17 protein-coding genes are annotated in these 18,888 nt (G+C 69.7%); 4 read left to right on the top strand and 13 right to left on the bottom strand.

The window, feature by feature from the left end; translation table 11 throughout:
• Window positions 1-447: 447 nt before the first annotated feature.
• The 3 genes from NQ706_RS08810 to NQ706_RS08820 all read right to left on the bottom strand — a co-directional run bounded on the left by NQ706_RS08810 (window position 448) and on the right by NQ706_RS08820 (window position 3,389).
• Entirely contained in the window at window positions 448-1,119 is a 672-nt protein-coding gene (locus tag NQ706_RS08810; protein ID WP_038569711.1) for a response regulator transcription factor, read from the bottom strand.
• Window positions 1,120-1,233: 114 nt separating this feature from the next.
• A complete protein-coding gene (locus tag NQ706_RS08815) occupies window positions 1,234-2,538 on the bottom strand; it encodes a hypothetical protein (RefSeq protein WP_338032962.1) in 1,305 nt (434 codons plus the stop codon).
• Window positions 2,499-3,389 carry a glycosyltransferase family 39 protein gene (locus tag NQ706_RS08820; RefSeq protein ID WP_242686902.1) on the bottom strand — a complete coding sequence of 297 codons (891 nt, stop codon included), beginning with the start codon at window positions 3,387-3,389 and terminating at the stop codon, window positions 2,499-2,501. Before NQ706_RS08820 ends, NQ706_RS08815 begins: the two co-directional genes overlap by 40 nt.
• Window positions 3,390-3,595: 206 nt before the next feature.
• On the opposite strand from NQ706_RS08820, the gene NQ706_RS08825 reads away from it, so the two are divergent.
• Entirely contained in the window at window positions 3,596-4,306 is a 711-nt protein-coding gene (locus NQ706_RS08825) for a hypothetical protein (RefSeq protein WP_051806248.1), read from the top strand.
• A gap of 62 nt (window positions 4,307-4,368) precedes the next feature.
• Here the strand turns inward: NQ706_RS08825 and NQ706_RS08830 are convergent, their stop codons facing one another.
• From NQ706_RS08830 to NQ706_RS08840, 3 genes are all read right to left on the bottom strand, one after another.
• Window positions 4,369-5,241, bottom strand: coding sequence for an SDR family NAD(P)-dependent oxidoreductase (locus NQ706_RS08830; RefSeq protein ID WP_038569712.1), 873 nt, complete (start codon window positions 5,239-5,241; stop codon window positions 4,369-4,371).
• A 66-nt stretch (window positions 5,242-5,307) separates the two neighbouring features.
• Window positions 5,308-6,057: a trans-aconitate 2-methyltransferase gene (locus NQ706_RS08835; RefSeq protein WP_038569714.1), complete on the bottom strand. Its 750-nt coding sequence runs from the start codon at window positions 6,055-6,057 to the stop codon at window positions 5,308-5,310.
• 138 nt (window positions 6,058-6,195) lie between these two features.
• A complete protein-coding gene (locus tag NQ706_RS08840; protein ID WP_038569716.1) occupies window positions 6,196-9,555 on the bottom strand; it encodes a DEAD/DEAH box helicase in 3,360 nt (1,119 codons plus the stop codon).
• Window positions 9,556-9,647: 92 nt separating this feature from the next.
• Between NQ706_RS08840 and NQ706_RS08845 the strand changes: the two genes are divergently transcribed.
• Window positions 9,648-10,304, top strand: a complete 657-nt coding sequence (locus tag NQ706_RS08845) for a 4'-phosphopantetheinyl transferase superfamily protein (RefSeq protein WP_051806250.1) — start codon at window positions 9,648-9,650, stop codon at window positions 10,302-10,304.
• A gap of 126 nt (window positions 10,305-10,430) precedes the next feature.
• On the opposite strand, the gene NQ706_RS08850 is transcribed toward NQ706_RS08845, so the two are convergent.
• Both NQ706_RS08850 and NQ706_RS08855 read right to left on the bottom strand, forming a co-directional pair.
• Window positions 10,431-10,814, bottom strand: a complete 384-nt coding sequence (locus NQ706_RS08850) for a metallopeptidase family protein (protein ID WP_038569718.1) — start codon at window positions 10,812-10,814, stop codon at window positions 10,431-10,433.
• A complete protein-coding gene (locus NQ706_RS08855; RefSeq protein WP_038569720.1) occupies window positions 10,811-11,386 on the bottom strand; it encodes a hypothetical protein in 576 nt (191 codons plus the stop codon). Before NQ706_RS08855 ends, NQ706_RS08850 begins: the two co-directional genes overlap by 4 nt.
• On the opposite strand from NQ706_RS08855, the gene NQ706_RS08860 reads away from it, so the two are divergent.
• Entirely contained in the window at window positions 11,367-11,648 is a 282-nt protein-coding gene (locus NQ706_RS08860) for a hypothetical protein (RefSeq protein ID WP_144694747.1), read from the top strand. The genes NQ706_RS08855 and NQ706_RS08860 overlap by 20 nt on opposite strands.
• A 39-nt stretch (window positions 11,649-11,687) precedes the next feature.
• On the opposite strand, the gene NQ706_RS08865 is transcribed toward NQ706_RS08860, so the two are convergent.
• The 4 genes from NQ706_RS08865 to NQ706_RS08880 form a co-directional block, all read right to left on the bottom strand.
• Window positions 11,688-12,476 carry an ABC transporter ATP-binding protein gene (locus NQ706_RS08865; protein WP_006946336.1) on the bottom strand — a complete coding sequence of 263 codons (789 nt, stop codon included), beginning with the start codon at window positions 12,474-12,476 and terminating at the stop codon, window positions 11,688-11,690.
• Window positions 12,473-13,528: an iron chelate uptake ABC transporter family permease subunit gene (locus tag NQ706_RS08870; protein WP_038571875.1), complete on the bottom strand. Its 1,056-nt coding sequence runs from the start codon at window positions 13,526-13,528 to the stop codon at window positions 12,473-12,475. Before NQ706_RS08870 ends, NQ706_RS08865 begins: the two co-directional genes overlap by 4 nt.
• Window positions 13,525-14,550: an iron ABC transporter permease gene (locus NQ706_RS08875; protein ID WP_038571883.1), complete on the bottom strand. Its 1,026-nt coding sequence runs from the start codon at window positions 14,548-14,550 to the stop codon at window positions 13,525-13,527. The genes NQ706_RS08870 and NQ706_RS08875 overlap by 4 nt, the downstream gene beginning before the upstream one ends.
• A gap of 89 nt (window positions 14,551-14,639) precedes the next feature.
• On the bottom strand, window positions 14,640-15,683 hold the full coding sequence (locus NQ706_RS08880; RefSeq protein WP_038569724.1) for an iron-siderophore ABC transporter substrate-binding protein: 1,044 nt from the start codon (window positions 15,681-15,683) through the stop codon (window positions 14,640-14,642).
• A gap of 221 nt (window positions 15,684-15,904) precedes the next feature.
• Here NQ706_RS08880 and NQ706_RS08885 point away from each other — a divergent pair, with 221 nt between their 5' ends.
• Complete coding sequence (locus NQ706_RS08885; protein ID WP_200874221.1) at window positions 15,905-16,777, top strand: siderophore-interacting protein; 873 nt, start codon at window positions 15,905-15,907, stop codon at window positions 16,775-16,777.
• 48 nt (window positions 16,778-16,825) lie between these two features.
• Here NQ706_RS08885 and NQ706_RS08890 read toward each other — a convergent pair whose 3' ends face one another.
• Entirely contained in the window at window positions 16,826-18,868 is a 2,043-nt protein-coding gene (locus NQ706_RS08890) for an NAD(+) synthase (RefSeq protein ID WP_038569728.1), read from the bottom strand.
• Window positions 18,869-18,888 lie beyond the last annotated feature (20 nt).

Here is an 18,888-nt window from a genome sequence, read left to right on the forward strand (position 1 = left end):
GTTCTGTACAATCATTAATCACTCAGCCACAACACGCGACACTCCATAAGTGCCACAAAAATGTTTGGCGATGATCACATCGGCACGCTGTTGAGTTCTCAAAACACCATCGCACACCACACGAAGCAGGACCCTTTTCGTTTCCCGCCCCGCTCGGGGCAACTCGTCAACCCTACCACCCTCGCTCCCCCACTTCAACTCGGCGCTTGCTCCTGGTGGAGCCGGCGCGCTTGTCGAAACTGCGATGAGCTTCGAGCTCGTGAGGCAAACTGCCCGGAAACACTGGGGTTTCTGTGCTGTCTGCCCCTCGGCGACTCGGAAAACATTACACGTCCTCCAGGTGGACGCCAAATCACCGTCAGGTGACGTGCGCCACCCCTTGGACACACCGGGGCCGCCCCACCGTCAGTCGATCCTGACGATGGGGCGGCCCTGGCGTGTGCGCGCTCAGCGATCTTGGACGGTGGGATCCGCGACGATGCGACGGTGGTCGGGCTCGAAGCCGTGGCGAACCCCCCACAGCACGGCCTGGCTGCGGCTCGTGACGCCGATCTTGCGATAGCCGGTGCGGATGTAGCTCTTCACCGAGTTGATCGACAGGTGCGTCTGCGCGGCGATGTCGTTGTTCGACAGACCCTGGGTGATGAGTGCGAGCACCTCGGCTTCACGCGGCGTGAGCCCCTCCTCGCGCCCCGGCCATTCGCCGGCGATGGGGCCGGAGCCCACCTCGGCCGAGACGATGACCTCGCCGGCGTGCACTCGCTCCAGCGCCGAGACGAGTTCGCCCGCGGGCAGCGTCTTGGAGAGGTAACCCCGAACGCCGGCATCGAGACTGCGGCGCACCAGGTCGGGCTGGAAGTTCCACGTGTACACGACGACCTTGTCGACCCGGGGCTCCTTGAGCAGGTGCGCCAGCGCCTCGGGCTCGCCCTGCGCCTGCCCGAACGTGTCATAGAGCGCGATGTCTACGGGGTGCTCGACCGTCGACATCGGGCCCTCGATGTCGAGTTCGGCCACCTCGACCCGGTCGCGGTAGCGCTCGAGCATCTTGGCCAGACCGTTGACGACGACCTCGTAGTCGTCGATCACGGCCAGTCGGATGGGGGAGGCGGAAGTCATCACCCCATGAGGGTACGGGGCACACCCGCGCCTTACCCCACCCCTAGAGGTGAAACACATCGAAGAATGATGATTTCCAATGCGTTTCACCCCTGTCGAGGCCGGCTGACTGCCTCAATCGAGCGGCTGTGTCAGGTCGTAGAAGACCGTCGATCCGATCGTCACCTGACGGTAGGTGGCCTCCGCCCACGCCAGGATGCGGCACGCATCGCTCGTCTGGGCCGAGCTCGTCCCACCGCCCGTCGATGTTCCACCACTGGCCAGCAGGTAGTGAACCTTGCCTGCCTTCACCTCAGCCTGGAACTGTGCGAGCGTCGGGCTCGGGTCGGTGCCGTTGAAGCCGCCGATCGCCATGACCGGCTCGCCCGTTCCGAGCTGCAGTCCGGCCGCGCTCTGCGAACCCACCGCCGCGGCCACCCAGGTGTAACGCTGCGCGTCGGCCCGCAGGGCGGAGATGACGGCGGCGCTCGGCGTCGTGGCATTGAGCAACCCGCCCATGCCGCCGCCACCGACTCCCTTCCCACCTGCACCGGTGGGCACGGTGCCACGCGTCGTCGAGGAAGCGGCCGGCGGCGCGCCTACTGTCGAACCACCCAGGGCGCGAGCACCGGGGCCACGGCCGCCCGCACCCGGCATCCCACCCATGCCGCCCGACGCCGGCCCAGCGGTGACGATCGAGCCGGTGTGCCCGGAGGTCAGCGTCGTGAGCGAGTACGCGGTCGGCCCCGCGAGGCCCGCGACCACGGCGCCCGCGACGATCACGGGCAGGGCCCGCGCGTGCAGCCGTCGCCCGAGGACGAGAAGTGCCGCGCACGTCAGTCCGATCGTCAGCACGCCGACGCGCAGCACGTCGCTGTAGGCGCTCGTGCGGGAGAGCAGGACGAACCCCCAGATCGACGACGCGGCGGCCGCGGCAGCCATGGTCAGGGTGCCGACCGGTTCGCGGCGGCGCTCCCAGGCCTGCGCACCACCCATGCCGACGAGTGCCGCGACTGCCGGCGCCAACGCCACCGTGTAGTAGGCGTGGAAGATGCCGGCCATGAACGAGAACGTCAGCATCGTCACCAGGAGCCAGCCGCCCCACACGGCGTAGGCGGCCCGACGGACGTCGGTGCGCGGCGCACGCGCGCGCATCACGACACCCATGACGCCGAGGATGATCGCGGCCGGGATGAGCCAACTGATCTGGCCGCCGATCTCGGCGTCGAACAGGCGCGTCAGCCCCGTCGAACCCCACTGCCCGCCGGCAGCGCCCCCGCCGCCGCCGACCGAGCCCGTCTCCTCACCGCTGAGTCGGCCGAAGCCGTTGTACCCGAACGTCAGGTCGAGGAAGGAGTTGCTCTGGCTGCCGCCGACGTAGGGACGCATGCTCGCCGGGGTCAGTTCGACGGCCGCGACCCACCACCCGGCGGATGCCACGAGAGCGACGAGGGCCACGAGGCTGCCGACGAGGCGTCGACGCAGTGGCGCCGCAGCGGCGCCGCAGCGAGCAGCAGGAACGCCGCCCCGAAACCGGGGATGACGAGGAAAACCTGCAGCGTCTTCGTCAGGAACCCGAATCCGAGCAACACGCCGACCAACGCCATCCAGCGCACCGAACCGCGCTCGAGCGCTCGCATCGTGGCCCAGGCGGCCGCCGTCATGAGCAGGACGAGCAACGCGTCCGGGTTGTTGAAACGGAACATGAGGACGGCGACCGGGGTGAGCGCCATGACGAGGCCCGCGAGCAGGCCGGCGCCCGCGCCGAAGTGGCGCTTCAGCGTCGCGTGCAGGATGGCGACGGTGGCCACCCCCATGAGCACCTGCGGCACGAGGATCGAGAAGCTGCTCAGGCCGAACAGCCGCACCGACAGTGCCATGACCCACAGCGACGCAGGTGGTTTGTCGACGGTGATCGAGTTCGCCGCGTCGGAACTGCCGAAGAAGACCGCCTCCCAGTTCTGGGAGCCCGCCTGTGCCGCAGCGGAGTAGAAGGCGTTCGCCCAGCCACTGGCGGTGAGGTTCCACAGGTAGAGCGCTGCAGTCGCCGCGAGCAGGGCCAACAGCGCCGGGCGGGCCCAGTTCGGGTCGTCGTGCGGGCCGGTGACGAGGCGCGTCAGCCAGGTGCGGGAGGTGTTCGAGGCCGTGGTGCGGATGCCGAGAGCGCCGGGGGTATCGCCGGCATCGGCGCTTGTCGCGCCACGGAGCGTCATGTCGGTTGCCCGGCGGGAGCGATGACGCGGTGCGCGCCGCGCGAGGCGTGAGCCGGCGGCTGAGATCGAGGAGTTCATGGCCCCGAGCGTCACGACCTCGGCTTTGGCCCGGCTGTGCGACGACCAGCCCGGGGCCGTGCAGTGGCCGGCCGACGGGCGGCTTCATGAACCGACGACACGCCGGGCACAGCTTCTCCACAGTGCCGGCGCGCAACGTCGACGGCGGATGACGGGCGAGCGCCCGCGACGTCGCGCCCCGAGGCGCCAGGCACGAAGGAGACACGATGGACCACGACGACCCCCGACCCGACGCACACAGCATGAACGACGACGACCCGACACTGCACGACATCCCGCCCGTCCGCCGCACTGCTCTGCCCCACACGGGCACCGATGGCGACGCCGGCACGGACTACCGCGGGGGGCCGGAGCAGGAGGCGCCGTTTGCCTCGGGCGCTTCGGCCGGCAACGACACGGCAGGCGCTTCGGCGCCGGCACCCGAGCGATGGTCGGCGAAGAAGTCGGCGCTCGTGTCGGCGCTGGCCATGGGCACGGCGTCGCTCGTGTCGATCGGCGCGGCCGCGGCGATGCCGGCCGGAACGTCGGGGGGCGGCATGGGCGGCGGAATGGGCGGGCCCGGTGGCACGTCGCAGAATCAGCAGGGCACGACTGGTGAGATGGGCCCGGGCATGCAGATGCCCGGCTCGGGCACCTCGGGCTCCGGTACCAACGGAACGTCGGGCGACACCACCAGTTCTGCGGGTGCATCTGGATCTGGCACGTCCGGATCTGGCACGTCCGGATCCGGTGCGTCCGGATCCGGTGCGTCCGGATCCGGCACCGCAGGCCAGGGCAGCGGGACGAGCGGGGGCGCCCAGGGCCAGGCGCCCGGCGGCTCGGCGGGCAATGCGAACCAGCAACCGCCGAGCGGCGGGCAGATGCCGGGCGCCGCGCCCGGAGGCACGGGCGGAAACGCCGGAACGTCAGGAAGTTGACGCCGGACACCACCAACTGGCGGCCTCACACTGGCGATACGGGTGCCCGCGCCGGCCGCCCCTCAGGCAGCGCGGCGTTTCACCCACTGCCCGAGCTGGGTGAGTACCGCGGGCTGCGGATCCTTGCCCGCCGCCACACGTTTGGCAGCGCCGGCCATGGCCGCGTCATAGACGGGCCGGACGAAACGCTTGGCGCCGTAGGCGACCCGGCCGTCCGGGTCGGTGAGGATGATGTGTCGGCGCGCGCCGATCCCGGCGAACGCGGTGCGGGCGACATCCGCCGCCGAACGAGGCGAGCCGTTGATGAGCTCGACGGCGTTGGCCTCCATCTCGGTGTCGGCTCCGGCCAACGACTGCGCGAGGTTCGTACGGAAGAACGACGGGCAGATGACGCTGACGTCGATGCCGAACGGCGCCAGTTCGTTCTGCAGCGTCTCGCTGACGGCGACGACAGCGGCCTTCGTCGCGTTGTATGTCGCCATCGCCGGCGCGTGGACGAGCCCGGCGAGCGAGGCGGTGTTGACGATGTGGCCGCTGCGCTGCGTCTTCATCATCGGGGTGAACGTGCGGCACCCCCGCACGACGCCCATGAGGTTGATCGACAGCGCGCGCTCCCAGTCAGCGATCGCCGTCGTGTCGATGCGCCCGCCGACGGCGACGCCCGCGTTGTTGACGAGGACGTCGAGGCGCCCCCAGTGCTGCTCCACCCAGGCGAGGGCATCGGCCCAAGCGGCATCGTCGCGCACGTCGAGCGTCAGGTAGTCGACGCCGTCCGGCACGCTCGCCGGGCGCTCGGCGCGGAGGTCCGCGACGACGACGCGGGCGGCGTCGGCCACGAAGAGCTTGACGAGTTCGAGGCCGAGACCTGACGCGCCGCCGGTGACGAGGACGCACTGACCGGCGTGGCTGGGGGCTGTTCGGCGGCTGAGCTTCATGGGTTTCACGGTAGGTCAGCCACCGGCCGGTTCGCGGCGCTTTCGTCGCTTCGGATGCGGGATGCGTCAGCGGCGCACCGCGTCGATCTCGAGACGTACGTAGTCGAGCACCGGCTCGACCATGGCCTCGCGCACCGCCCGGGTGAACTCGCAGCCCTCCTGCTCGCTCATGCGCTCGAGGTAGGAACCGAGGCAGACGGTCGCGAGGTAGCGCTCCATGACGTCGGGGTCGGCGAGGCGGATCGGGCTCGGGCGCAGCGCGACGCGATCGACGTCGAAACCGTTGCGCTCCAAGCGTTCTCGCGTCTCCTCGGGCGAGGCGAAGGCCTTCGGGGCGAAGCCCTCGGCGTTGACGGCCGCGATCGCGCGCTCGACGTTCTCGATGTTGCCCTCGCCGCCGGAGTCGCTCGTCAGCCGGCCACCCGGGCGCAGCACCGCGGCGAGGTGGGCGAACAGCGTCTCGTGATCGCTGATCCAGTGAAAGCACGCGACGCTCATGACGGCGTCGAACGGGCCTGGCCGCGCGCCGAGCTCCGCGACGTCAAGTGGTTCGGTGAGGTCACGGACCGCGAATGCGGCCCCAGACCCGACCCGCTCGCGGGCCTGCGCGATCATCTGCGACGAGCCGTCGACGCCGACGAGGTCGACACCCGGATGGCGCGACAGCAACTCGGCCGCGTCGCGGCCGGTGCCGCATCCGGCGTCGAGCACCCGTTCGTCACCGCGCAGCGTCATGCGCTCGATGGTGCGTCTGCCCCAGCCGACGTGCGGCAGCGGCAACTCGTCGTAGCTCTTCGCATCCCATTCGCGGGTCATGGCTGGCGCGCTCCTCACGGTGTCCGGCCGGCCGGGAGACCAGCTCTCTTGACATCAAGATACTTTACATCGAGATAAATATTGGGGCTCCGCCCGTGCGGCCCACCCAAGCCGTGCGATCCGTGACGCCCTCGCGCCCTACCCCTCCAGCAGGCCGGCGATGTCGTCGGAGGTGAGACGACCGCCGCCGGCACCGGCGTCGACGACGTCGTCGAAGAGCTTGCGCTTCTTCTCCTGCAACTCCATGACCTTCTCCTCGATCGTGCCCGCGCTGACGTAGCGGTAGACCATGACGTGCTTGGTCTGCCCGATGCGATGTGCGCGGTCGATGGCCTGATCCTCGGCCGCCGGGTTCCACCACGGGTCGAGGACGATGACGTAGTCGGCCTCCGTCAGCGTCAGCCCAGTGCCGCCTGCCTTGAGGGAGATGAAGAACGCGTCCGCTTCGCCGCTCTTGAACTCGTCGACGACCTGCTGACGGTTGCGCGTCGAGCCGTCGAGGTACGTCGTCGAGACGCCGGCGTCGGCTGCGGCCTCGCGCACGATCGCCAGGAAGTCGGTGAACTGACTGAACACGAGGGCGCGATGCCCTTCCGCTGCTATCGCGGCGAGTTGCTGCACGACCGTCTCGACCTTGCGGCTCACCGAACGCCCGGCGAACTCGTCGTCGACGAGGGCCGGGTCGAGTGCGAGACGACGCAAGCGGGTGAGCGCGGCCAGGATCTCGACACGGTTGGCGTCCGGATCCTTGAGCAGGCCCATGAGGCGCTGCTGCTCGCGCCGCAGGTGCCGCTTGTAGACGCGCTCGTGCTGCGGCGACATCGCGACGTCGACGCGCTGCACCTGCTTCTCGGGCAGATCGGGCGCGACGTCGCCCTTGCGTCGACGCAGCATGAGCGGGCCGATGCGCCGTTGCAGGCCCTTGAGCGCATCTGTGGCGACGTGCCCCTCCCCCTGCTCGATCGGCTTGCGGTAGCGACGGATGAAATCCTCCGGGCGTGGAAACAACCCCGGCGCGACGAGGTTGAACAGCGACCACACGTCCATGACGGAGTTCTCCAGCGGTGTGCCGGAGATCGCGAGCCCGAACGGCGCGCCGATCTTCTTGACGGCCTGGAAGGTCTGCGACGTGTGGTTCTTCACCATCTGCGCCTCGTCGAGGATCAGCGCGCGCCACCTGCAGGCATGGAACGCGTCGGCGTCGAGCCGTGCGACGGCGTAACTCGTCACGACGACGTGCGAAGCGTCCCACTGGATCTCCTCGGCCACATCGGTGCCGCGCTTCTTCGACGTCTCGGCGAGCACCTTCACCTTCAGCTCGGGCGCGAACTGCGCGGCCTCGCGCGCCCATACGCCCAGCACCGACGTCGGTGCGACGACGAGTGCGGGCGTCGTGTCGAGTTCGCCTGCGGCGCGGGCGCGTTCGAGCATCGCGAGGGTCTGGATCGTCTTGCCGAGCCCCATGTCGTCGGCGAGCACGCCGCCGAGCCCCGCGTCCCACAGGTTGGCGAGCCAGGCGTATCCCTCGAGCTGGTAGGGGCGCAGGGTCGCCCGGAACGACGGGGGCAGCTCGACGCTCTCCGGGTTCCACCCCGACCTCGTCAGCCCCTCGACGGCCGCCTGCCACTGGGAGCGCTGCGCCTCGACGATGCCGAGCCCGACGAGCTGATCCCACAACCCGATGTCATAGCGACTGATCTGCAGGCCGTCGTTCTTCTTGTCGGTGAGTTGCTGCGCTTCCTCGAGCACCTTGGCGATGTCGAGCAGCTGAGGTGAATCGAGGCGGAAGTACGTGCCCGACGGCAGCATCATGACGTCGCGCCCCAACCTCATCGCCTCGATGAGGTTGGGGTACGGCACCTCCTGGCCGTCGACGCTGATCGTGATCTGCAGGTCGAGCCAGTCGGTCGCGAGGCCGGCCTCGTTGACGCCGACCTGGACGATCGGATCGTCCTCGGCCTCCTCGTAGGCGGGCAACTCGCCCTTCATGACGACGTCGACGCCGTCGATCGCCCGCAGCTCGGGGATGGCGTCGGCGAGACGCACGGCCTCCAGACCGGTCAGTTCGGCGGTCTGCTTGACCCATAGGTCGAAGGCCGGCACGGCGCGCGTCAGGCGCAGACGACTCAACGGCAGCGCCGCGCGCGCGATGACGGCGGCCTCGCTGGAGAACTGGCGCCCGCGCCCCATCGGCGGCGAGGGGAGGCGACGTTCGCCGTACGTGAAGAACGTCTCGACCTTCGCCTTGCCGACGGTGGCCGGCTCGACGACGAGCAAGAGGCGCGGTTCGACGGCGTCCGTCAGCGTCTGCGACGCATCGCTGACGCTCGTGTGCCGGCGAATCTGCGGCAGGAACTCTGCCTCGAACTCGGGCACGTCGGCTTCAGGCACCTCGATGACGTCGCCGAGCAGGAGCGGTTGGAGCAGGGCGTGCGGCGGTTCGTGGAACGGCACGAGCTTGAGGCTGCCGCGGTCGAGGATGGCGACGCCGTGGGCCGGATCGCCGACGAGCGTCGCCGTGCCGAACTCGGGTTCGAGGTCGACACCGACGACGTCGGCCGTCAGGACGAGCCCGCCGTCGCGTCGGTGGACGCCGAGGCTCACCTCGGCCGCTTCGGCGAGAGTGACGCCCTCGCCCGGCGTCGCGGCGAGCATCAGCGTGACGCCTGCGTCGGTCAGTTCGGCGAGCGCCTGCCAGACGCCGGGGCCCAGTTCGTCGAGGTAGACGGTCTGGCCGTTGCCGACCCGCGGTTTGTGGGGCGTGATGAAGCGGCGCAGCGCCTCGCTCTGGTGCTCCTCGGCCTCGGCGATGCCGGCACTGCTGCGGGCGTCGAGCCACGTCGCGGTGCGCGACCAACGGCCGGTACGCATGAGTTTCGTCGGTTTGAGCTCGAACCGCTGCACGGGCGTCGAATCGGTCAACGACGCCGGCCGAGCCTTCGGCTCGAACTGCAGGCCGACTTGCGCGCGCCATGCATCACTCGACGGGCTCGCCGACCGCGCCGCGGCGCGCTGCGACTCGTCCGGACCGAGGCTCGCCGTGAGCTTGTCACGCCACGAACTCGTCGAGGACGCCGCGGCACCGCCGAAGAGGGGAACGACGTTGGACTCGGCGGCGTTTCGCGTGCCGGACGGGGCCGATGTGCGGCTGACGCTGCCCTCGCGCACCCCCGACGTCAGCGCGCGACGAGCGGCGAGGATCGAGGCGACCGCATGCTTGCACTCGGTCGCGACAGGACATGTGCAGCGCGAGACCCACAACGGCTCACCGTTGCCGGCCTCACCCTTGTACGTGACGAGGCACTGATACGGCGCGAGACCGTTGCCGGTGACCGTGCCCATGAGGACACGCCCGCGATCAGCCGTCGCGAGCGCGATGACCTTGCCCCCGATGGCGTAGTCGAGACCGCGCCCGAAGGCGCCGTCACCGACGACGGCAGCCAGGCCGACGTCCGTGCTCGTCAGCACCCACGTGGCCTCGTCCGGCTCGAACTTCATCACGTCCGCGAGGCTAGCGCAGCGCGGCGACAACCTCGGAATTCCGCGGAAAATGACCGCTCGAGCGACGCAGCGAGTCGTAGGGTGGCGGCATGCACACGCCGTCGATCGTCCTGTGCGCGACGTGGGCGCCCCTCACCGCGGCCGACGTCGCGACGCTGGGCCCCGACAGCCTCGACGACGACGAACGCGCGCGGGCCCTGGCCGTGCGCTCGGACACCGCGCGCGGCGAGTTCGTCACGCGCCGTGCGCTGCTGCGCAATGAGCTGGCCAACCTCACCGCCATTCGTCACGAGGACATCCGCTACTGGCGCGAGCCGTGCACGGCGTGCGGCGAGCCGCACGGGCGTCCACGCGCCGTTGGTCATGACGGGTTCTTCTCGACGAGCTCGACGCCGTGGATCACCGCGCTCGCCTCTGCGGACGTCCCCGTCGGGATCGACGTGGAGGTGCTGGCCGCGGCGTCGACCGTCACCGACATCAGCCGGATGCTGCATCCCGGCGAGCAGGCCGTCATCGACGCAGCGGCGAGCGACGATGACGGACGCCGGGCCTTCACGCAGATCTGGACGCGGAAGGAAGCCCTGCTCAAGGCCACGGGTGAGGGGCTCAATGCGCCCCTCGATCGCGACGACGTCAGCGACCGCGCGCGCATGCCGCCCGGCTGGCGCATCGTCGACATCAGCGACGACCTCGAGGGCTACGACGGCCCGTCGACGTTCGGGGCCTGGGCGATGCGGTCGGATTGAGGGCCGAGGACGCCATCGGAGCCGTCGTCCACGAGACGAATGTGGACGCGAATCGCAGCGGGGGACAGGAATCGCGAATGTGGACGAAAATCGCAGATGGACGCGGGGGCATGCAGGGGCGAGGGGTCAGCCCCAGCCCAGCTCGTGGAGACGGGCGTCGTCGAGGCCGAAGTAGTGGCCGATCTCGTGCAGGAGCGTGACGCGGATCTGTTCGATCACCTGTTCGCGGCTGTGGCTCAGCCGCTGGATGGGGCCTGAGAACAGGAAGATCTGGTCGGGCAGGGCTCCCCAGCCGTAGCCCTCACCACGATCCGGTAGCGCGATGCCGACGTACAACCCGAGCAGCTCGCCCTCGCCGTGCGCGACGCAGGCCTGGGCGAGCTGCTCGGGTGACGGCTCGTCCTCGACCTGGAAGACGACGTTGTCGAGACGGTCGAGGAAGCGCTGCGGTACGCCGTCGAGTGCCTCGCCGACGGCGTCCTCGAACTGCTCCCGACTGAGGTGCGTCACATCTTCTGCGCGGTCTCGGCGACGGTCTTCGCGTACTCGGCAGCCTTGTCCGCCGCAGAAGCACTCACCGTCAGCATCGAGTACGACCCGCTGCCGTTCGGGATGACCATGGAGACACCGTGCACGGTGACACCCTTCGTCGTCAGCGTGTACTCCATCTGCTCACCGGCGCCGGCCGGCGTCGTGATGCGGCTGTACTCACCGGTGGTGACCTTCATGTCGCTGGAACTGTTGGACCCGTTCGCACCGCTTGCAGCGTTGAGCTGGTTGAGTTCTTTCTCCAGCTGGGCCTTGCCCGCCAGGCTCGGGCGCGTCACCTTGAGGACGTTGATGTTGTCGTTGAACCTCTGCGCCCCCGTGGCGTCGATCGCGAGGACGTCTGCGGCCGACGTCATCTGCGCGACGTACTTCTCGGGCGACATGCCGGACTTCTTCGCCACCGGCTCGAGCTGCTTCTTCACCGCGTCCTGCTTGCCGAGCTCACCGTCGACGACGGTCCACGACTTCGGCACCGCGAAGGACAACTTGTTCGCCGTCGCCTTCGCCAGCTGCGTGTCGGCGGGCAGTGCCACGCTCGACGCGGCGACGGAGCTCGATGCGCTCGACGGCGAACTCGACTCGGACACAGGGCTCGTCGACACATCGGTCGACGGCGCCGCACTCGACGAACCGCTCGCATTCGAGGCCGCGCTCGCGGCGGCGCTCGTCGCGCTGCTCGCGGCGGACGTACCGGAGTCGGAGCCCATCGAGCACCCCGTGAGCGTCAGGGCCGCGACGGCGCTCGACGCGAGCATCGCGCCCTTGATCGTCATCCGCCTCGTGGTGCGCTGGTGAGACATGGCAAACCCTCCCGATCGACGTGGTGGCTCGAGCCTAGCGCGGCAGCACCACCGGACGCCCGGTATTCGGGTCAGGATGCACGACGCACGGGATGCCGTACAGCTGCTCGGCGAGCTGCGCCGTCAGCACGTCGGTCGGCTCGCCCGCCGCGACGATCTCACCGTCCTGCATCGCGACGAGATGGTCGGCGTAGCGCGCCGCGAGGAACAGGTCGTGCAGCACCATGACGACGGTCGTTCCGTGCTCGCGGTTGCGGCGGCGGACGACGTCGAGCAGTTCGACGGCGTGGCCGATGTCGAGGAAGCTCGTCGGCTCGTCGAGCAGGAGGATGCCGGTCTGCTGCGCGAGCACCATCGCGAGCCACACCCGCTGACGCTGGCCGCCGGAAAGAGAATCGGCGGTGCGTTCTGCCAGTTCGCTGACGCCCGTCGCCTCCATCGCCGCGGCGACGGCAGCGTCGTCGTCGGGCCCGCCGCGCCCGAGCAGGCCCTGGTGCGGGGTGCGTCCCTGACGCACGAGCTCGGCCACCGTCATCCCCTCCGGCGCAATGGGGTGTTGCGGCAGCAGCGCGAGGGCCTTGGCGACCTCGCGCGTCGGCGTCGCGTCGATGCTGCGCCCGTCGAGAAGCACATCGCCGGCCGCGGGCTTGAGCAGCCGCGCCAGGCCCGCGAACAGCGTCGACTTGCCGCAGCCGTTCGCGCCGATCAGCACGGTGACCGCGTTCTCGGGCACCTCGAAGGTGATGCCTCGCACGATGTCGGGGCCGGCGGACCGTCCGGATCCGTAGCGCAGGACGAGGTCATGGGCGGCGAGGGACGTCATGAGGCACGGCCTTTCGAACGGCGGGGCGGGCGCTGCGAGGTCAGCAGCAGCCAGGCGAGGACAGGCGCACCGGCGAGGCCGGTGATGATCCCGACGGGCAGCTTGTTGTCACCGGGGACGAGGTAGGCACCGACGTAGTCACCCGCGATCGTGATGATCGCGCCGACGAGAGCGGCCGCGACGATGGTGGTGCGGCCCATGAGGCGCCGCGAGATCGGGCCGGCGAGCAGCGCGACGAACGAGATCGGCCCGCAGACACTCGTCGTCACGGCCACACCGATGACGACGACGCCGAACGTCACGGCGCGCACGAACCCGTCGGGCACGCCGAGGCCGATGGCGAGCGGGCGCCCCATCTCGAGCACGCGCAGCCAGTGCGCGAGGGCCGCGAGGACGACGAGCACGAGCGCGCCGACGACGGCGAGCCGGGTGATCTGCGGCCACGACACTGCCGAGACGGACCCGGCGAGCCAGGCCATCGCGTCCTGCGCCTGGTAGGCGTTCGACTCGAGCAGGATCCACTGGATGAGCGACTGCAGCGCGGCGGCCAGGGCGATTCCGACGAGGATCATCCGCGGCGTCTGCCCGCGCGCCATCCCCAGGATCACCGCGGAGACGGCGAGGCCACCCGCAATGGCGGCGCCCGTCACGCCCGCGCCGCTCCAACCGAGGATCGTCGTGCAGAACACGGCCGCGGTGCTCGAGCCGAGCGAGATGCCGAGCACGTCGGGGCTCGCGAGGGGATTGCGCACGAGCGACTGCATCGCCGCACCGCACGCCCCGAACACGGCGCCCGCGAGCAGGCACGCGAGCGCGCGCGGCAGCTTCGACTCCATGACGATGTAGTTGGCGGCCGGCACGTCGACATGCTCGCCGCGAAGGATGCGGACGAAATCGGGAATCGTCACGGTGAAGTCACCGAGCAGGCACCGGGCCAGAAAGACGCCGAACGTCACGAGCACCAGCGCAACCAGCATGACGCCCCGACGTCGGCGGCGCGCGGCGTCGAACGTGTTGGGCGTCGTGGCGTGTGCTGCCGTCGCGCGCTTCACAGCGACCTCATTCGCGCGACGACCCACAGCAGGGCAGGGCAGCCGAGGACGGCCGTCATGATGCCGACCTGCACCTCACCGGGCGGGGAGACGATGCGGCCGAGGGTGTCGGCCAGCACGACGATGCACGCGCCGAGCACGCCGGCGGCCGGCACCAGGACGCGGTAGGACGTGCCGATGAGGGGGCGCAGGACGTGCGGCGCGACGAGCCCGACGAAGGCGATGGGCCCGGCGATACCCGTCGCGGCCGCGGCGAGCATGACGCCCGCTCCGCCGATGACGAGCCGCAGCCGGTCAGGACGCTCGCCGAGGCCAGCGGCGACGGAATCGCCCATGGCGAGGACGTCGAGGCGCCGTCCGGAGGACAGCAGGACGAGAAATCCGATGAGCAGGAACGGCACAGCCGGCACGAGATCGCCGAGGTCGCGGCCGGCGACGGACCCGACCTGCCAGAAGCGGTAGGTATCGAGCGACTTGCCGTTGGAGACGAGCACGGCCTGCGCGATCGACGACGTGCCCGCCGTGAACACCATGCCGGACAGCGCCAGCGTCAGCGGCCCCGACTGCGACGCCTGCCCGAGAGCGCGCGCACCGAACGTCGCGAGAGTCATGACGGCGACCGCCGCGACGGCGGCGCCGACGAGCGACAGCAATACGTACCCGAGTAGGTTCGAGACGCCCCACCACGTGATGCCGATGACAACGGCGAGCGCCGAGCCCGCGTTGATGCCGAGGATGCCGGGGTCGGCCAGCGGGTTGCGGGTGATGCCCTGCATCGCCGTCCCCGCCATCGCGACGGCAGCGCCGACGATGATGCCGATGGCGGTGCGGTCGCCGCGCGAGGCGAGCAGCGCCGAGACGTCACCGCCGTGGAACGAGCCCGCCCCGACGGTGAGCGAGACGGCGACGGCGAACGCGAGCAGCAGCGGCAGCGTCAGCCCGCCTGCGAGCACGCGGCGGGCGTCGATGCGCGGCGTGCGACGCTGATCGGTGCCGGCGCGGGGCGCGGCGGGAGTCGACATCGTCACCCTTTCCAGTGGAACGACGATTCGCCCGGCGCGTCACACCGTCTCGCGGTGGCAGCCGGGCGAATCCTCGAACGAGCCTACGCTCAGGCCTTCTTCGCGGCCTCGGCGAGCTTCGGCAGGAAGGTGTCGATCGCGACGGGGATCGACAGCGGCGTCGGGCTGGCCATCGTCTCGGACGCCTTCTGGTCGGTCAGCGCGAGGTAGCTGCCCTTCTTGAACGCGGGGATCTGCGACAGCAGCTTGTCGGAGGTGATCTTCTTCGTCGTCGCCGCGTCCACCGCGTCGAAGACGACGATGTCGGCGTCGAGCTCGGAGGCCTTCTCGGCCGACAGTTCCGTGGAGAACGTCTTCGCGCCCTGGCTCGCCTTGGTGACGAACGACGGCGTCTTGAGACCGAAGTCGGCGAGGCCACGCGGGCGGTTGTCGTTGAGTGTGTAGACGGTGATCGAGTTGAGCTTGGCCGCGTCGAAGTAGACCCAGGCGACGCTCTTGCCCTTGAGTTCGGGGTGCTTGTCGAGGGCGGCCTTGACCTTGGCCTGCGTGTCGGAGATGACCTTCTCGCCCTCGTCCTTCTTGCCGAGCGCCTCGGCGATCATCTTCGTCGACTCCTGCCACGACGTGCCGTACGGGTACGTCGGGTAGGCGAGGGTGGGAGCGATCTTCGTCAGCTTGTCGTACTCAGCCTGCTTGAGGCCCGAGTTCGTGCCCGAGATGAAGTCGGGCTGGTACTGGGCGACCTTGTCGACGGGCGTGCCGTCGGCATCGCTGTAACGCTCGGGTGCTTTGCCGCCGACCTCCTTGAGCTTCGCGTCGAACCAGTCGCTCGACTTCGCGGCGTTGCCGCCCCATGTGATCGCCGGCGCGGCGACGGGCACGACGCCGAGCGCGAGCAGGATGTCGGCGTCCGACCAGCCGGCCGTGACGACCTTCGTCGGGGCCTTCTCGAGTTTCGCCGTGCCGAGGGCGTGCTTGATCGTGACGGGGAAACCCGCGCCGCTACCCGCCGAGCCGGCTGATCCCGACGTGGCGCTCGAGGCCTTGTCGGACGACGAGCCGGTGCTGCAGGCGGCGAGGGCGCTGGTGGCACCGGCGGCGGCGATGGCGAAGAAGCCACGGCGGTTGATCATGCGGACGACCTTTCGTTCAGGCGCACGACGGCACCCGTGTCATGACGTGATGGTTCTCGCGAGGCCCTGCCGGACCGCGAGTTAGGCAATGCTAACCTTATAGAAGTCGAGATCGTCAACCGCGCGGACTGAGGCTCACGTCGCGTCTCAGATAGGTGCGGGGACGGCATCACCACCGGCCACGGCAGTCACCGCCGGGCCACCGAAGGAAGGCGGGACGCGTGAGCGACCAGCCCCACGACGCGATGACGCCACCACGCACCCTGCTACGGGTCGAGCGCGGCGAGGCGGGCCGTGTGCTGCGCGAACTGCGCGCCCAGGATTTCGTCTTCACCGTGCTCGAGCGCGAACAACCATCTTCACGACTCGTGCGGATTCGATTCTCGGGCAACGGTTTTCTGCGTACACACGCGCCGTATCCGACGATGTGGGTGCGGCTGTGGTTCGCCGATCGCTCCGGCACGGGTGCGGGGCATCAGCGGGCGTACACGCTCGTCGACCCCGACGTCCCGACGGACACGTTCTGGCTCGAGTTCGCCATCCACGACGGTTCCGCGACGGCGTGGGCGCTCGGCGCGCAACCGGGCGATCAGGTCGAAGCAAGCCTCTACGGTTCGGAACCGTCGCTGCCGGGCTGCGACGACGTCGACCATCACCTGCTCGTCGGCGACCCCGCGTCACTGCCCGCGATCAACTCGCTGCTCGACGCCTTGTCGCCGGCGCCGACGACCCTCGTCCTCGAATGGACGCACCCTGACGACCGCGCACTGCCGGTGCGACTGCGCGACGGCGACGCGCTGCGCTGGGTGCGCCGCGAACGTGACGGCGGCGCGCTGCTCGACGCCGTCGACGAGGTGCTCGCCGACCTGAGCCAGTTGGGCGACCCGGCGCTCGGGCGCACGTGTCGAGGTGATCGACCGAATCTTCTTGCCGTACCGGCCGATTGCCCGCGCGTTTTCGCGTGGGGTGCGTGCGACACCGTCACGACACGAGCTCTGACGAAGAAGCTGCGCGCCGCGGGTCTCGCGAAGAACTGCGTCAAGACGCTCGGCTACTGGCTTCCCCCCACGCAGACCGCTGCCCTGACGGGCTGACGCTCGACGCGAACGATCGGCGCAGCCGCCCGCCGTGCTGAGCGTTCCTCACTCGTTCGGGATGTTGCGTTCCAGCTCGGCCAGCCAGGCGCGCGACGACGCGTCGGACGGCATGCGCCAGTCACCACGCGGCGACAGTGCGCCGCCGGCGCTCACCTTCGGCCCGTTCGGCAGTGCCGAGCGCTTGAACTGCTGGCTGAAGAAGCGCTTGTGGAACACCTCGAGCCACTTCTTGATCTCGGCGAGGGAGTAGGCGGGGCGCTCGTCGTCGGGGAAACCGCTCGGCCAGCGCCCTTCGTCAGCGTTCTGCCAGGCGTGCATCGCGAGGAACGCGATCTTGCTCGGGCGCGCACCGTGCGTCAGCACGTGGTACAGCGTGAAGTCCTGCAGGTTGTAGGGGCCGATGGCGTCCTGCGTCGACTGCGGCTTCTCGCCCTCCTTCGTCGGCACGAGCTCGGGCGAGATCTCGGTGTCGAGGATCGACAGCAGCGTCTCGCCGACCTCGGCGGAGAACTCGTCACCCGAGGCGACCCAACGGATGAGGTGCTGCATCAACGTCTTCGGCACGCCCGCGTTGACGCCGTAGTGCGACATCTGGTCGCCGACGCCGTACGTGCACCAGCCGAGCGCGAGTTCGGACAGATCGCCGGTGCCGAGGACGATGCCACCCCTCTGATTCGCGATGCGGAACAGGAAGTCGGTGCGCAGGCCGGCCTGGACGTTCTCGAACGTCACGTCGTAGACGGGCTCGCCGCTGCCGGCGGGGTGGCCCATGTCCTTGAGCATCTGCGTCGCCATCGGCCGGATGTCGACCTCCTCGAACGTCACGCCGAGCGCTTCGGCGAGCTTGTACGCGTTCGACTTCGTGTGATCGCTCGTCGCGAAGCCGGGCATCGTGTACGCGAGGATGTCGGTGCGCGGGCGCCCGACACGGTCCATCGCCCGGGCGGCGACGATGAGGGCGTGCGTCGAGTCGAGGCCACCGGAGACGCCGATGACGATCTTCGGCGCGCCGATCGAGCGCATGCGCTGCTCGAGGCCCGAGACCTGAATCTCATACGCCTCGTAGCAGTCCTGCGCGAGCTGCGCGTCGTCGGCGGGGACGAACGGGAAGCGCTCGATCTCGCGGAGCAGGCCGCGGTCACCGTCCGGGGCGCCGAGTTCGAACGGCACCTCACGCAGCGGACGCGCCGGGCCGATGCCCGGACGGTTGTCGTCGTAGCTGTTGAAGCGCATGCGGGCCTGGCGGATGGCGCCCAGGTCGACGTCGGCGATGCTCGTGCGCGGGCCGCTCGGGAATCGCTCGGATTCGGCGAGCAGCGTGCCCTGGTCGTAGATCATCGTCTGCCCGTCCCAGGCAAGGTCGGTCGTCGACTCACCCTCGCCGCTCGCGGCGTAGACGTACGCGGCGAGGGTGCGGAACGACTGGCTCTGCACGACGAGGCTGCGCTGCGACGACTTGCCGATCGTGATCGGCGAGCCCGACAGGTTCATGAGGACGCTCGCGCCGGCCGACGCGGCCTCGGACGACGGCGGGATCGGCACCCACACGTCCTCGCAGATCTCGACCTGGATCGCGAGGTCGGGCAGGTCGACGGCGCGGAAGATGAGGTCGGGTCCGAACGGCACCTCGCCCAGGTCGCCGAGGTCAATGTACTGCCCGCGCTGGTCGAGACCCGGTGCATACCAGCGCTTCTCGTAGAACTCCTTGTAGGTGGGCAGGTGGCTCTTCGGCACGACGCCGAGCACCTCGCCGTCCTTGATGACGACGGCACAGTTGAACAGCCGCGTGCCCTTGCGCAGCGGCGCGCCGACGGCGAGCACCGGCGTCAGACCTTCGGAGTCGTCGGTGATCGTCTTGATGGCCGCGAGCACGTCGTCGAGCAGCACGTCCTGGAAGACCAGGTCGTCGATGCTGTAGCCGGTGAGGTCGAGTTCGGGGAACACCGCCGCTGCGACGCCCCGGTCGTGCAGCTCGCGGGCGACGTCGAGCACGCGCGCCGCGTTCGTCGTCGGATCGGCGAGCGCGACGGGATGCGTCACCGCAGCAACGCGCGCAAAACCGTGAGCATAGAGCGAGCGGAAGTTCATGCCGTCAGTGTGTCAGCCGG

This window comes from Dermacoccus sp. BD5 (genome assembly GCF_044878485.1).
Classification (GTDB): domain Bacteria; phylum Actinomycetota; class Actinomycetes; order Actinomycetales; family Dermatophilaceae; genus Dermacoccus; species Dermacoccus nishinomiyaensis.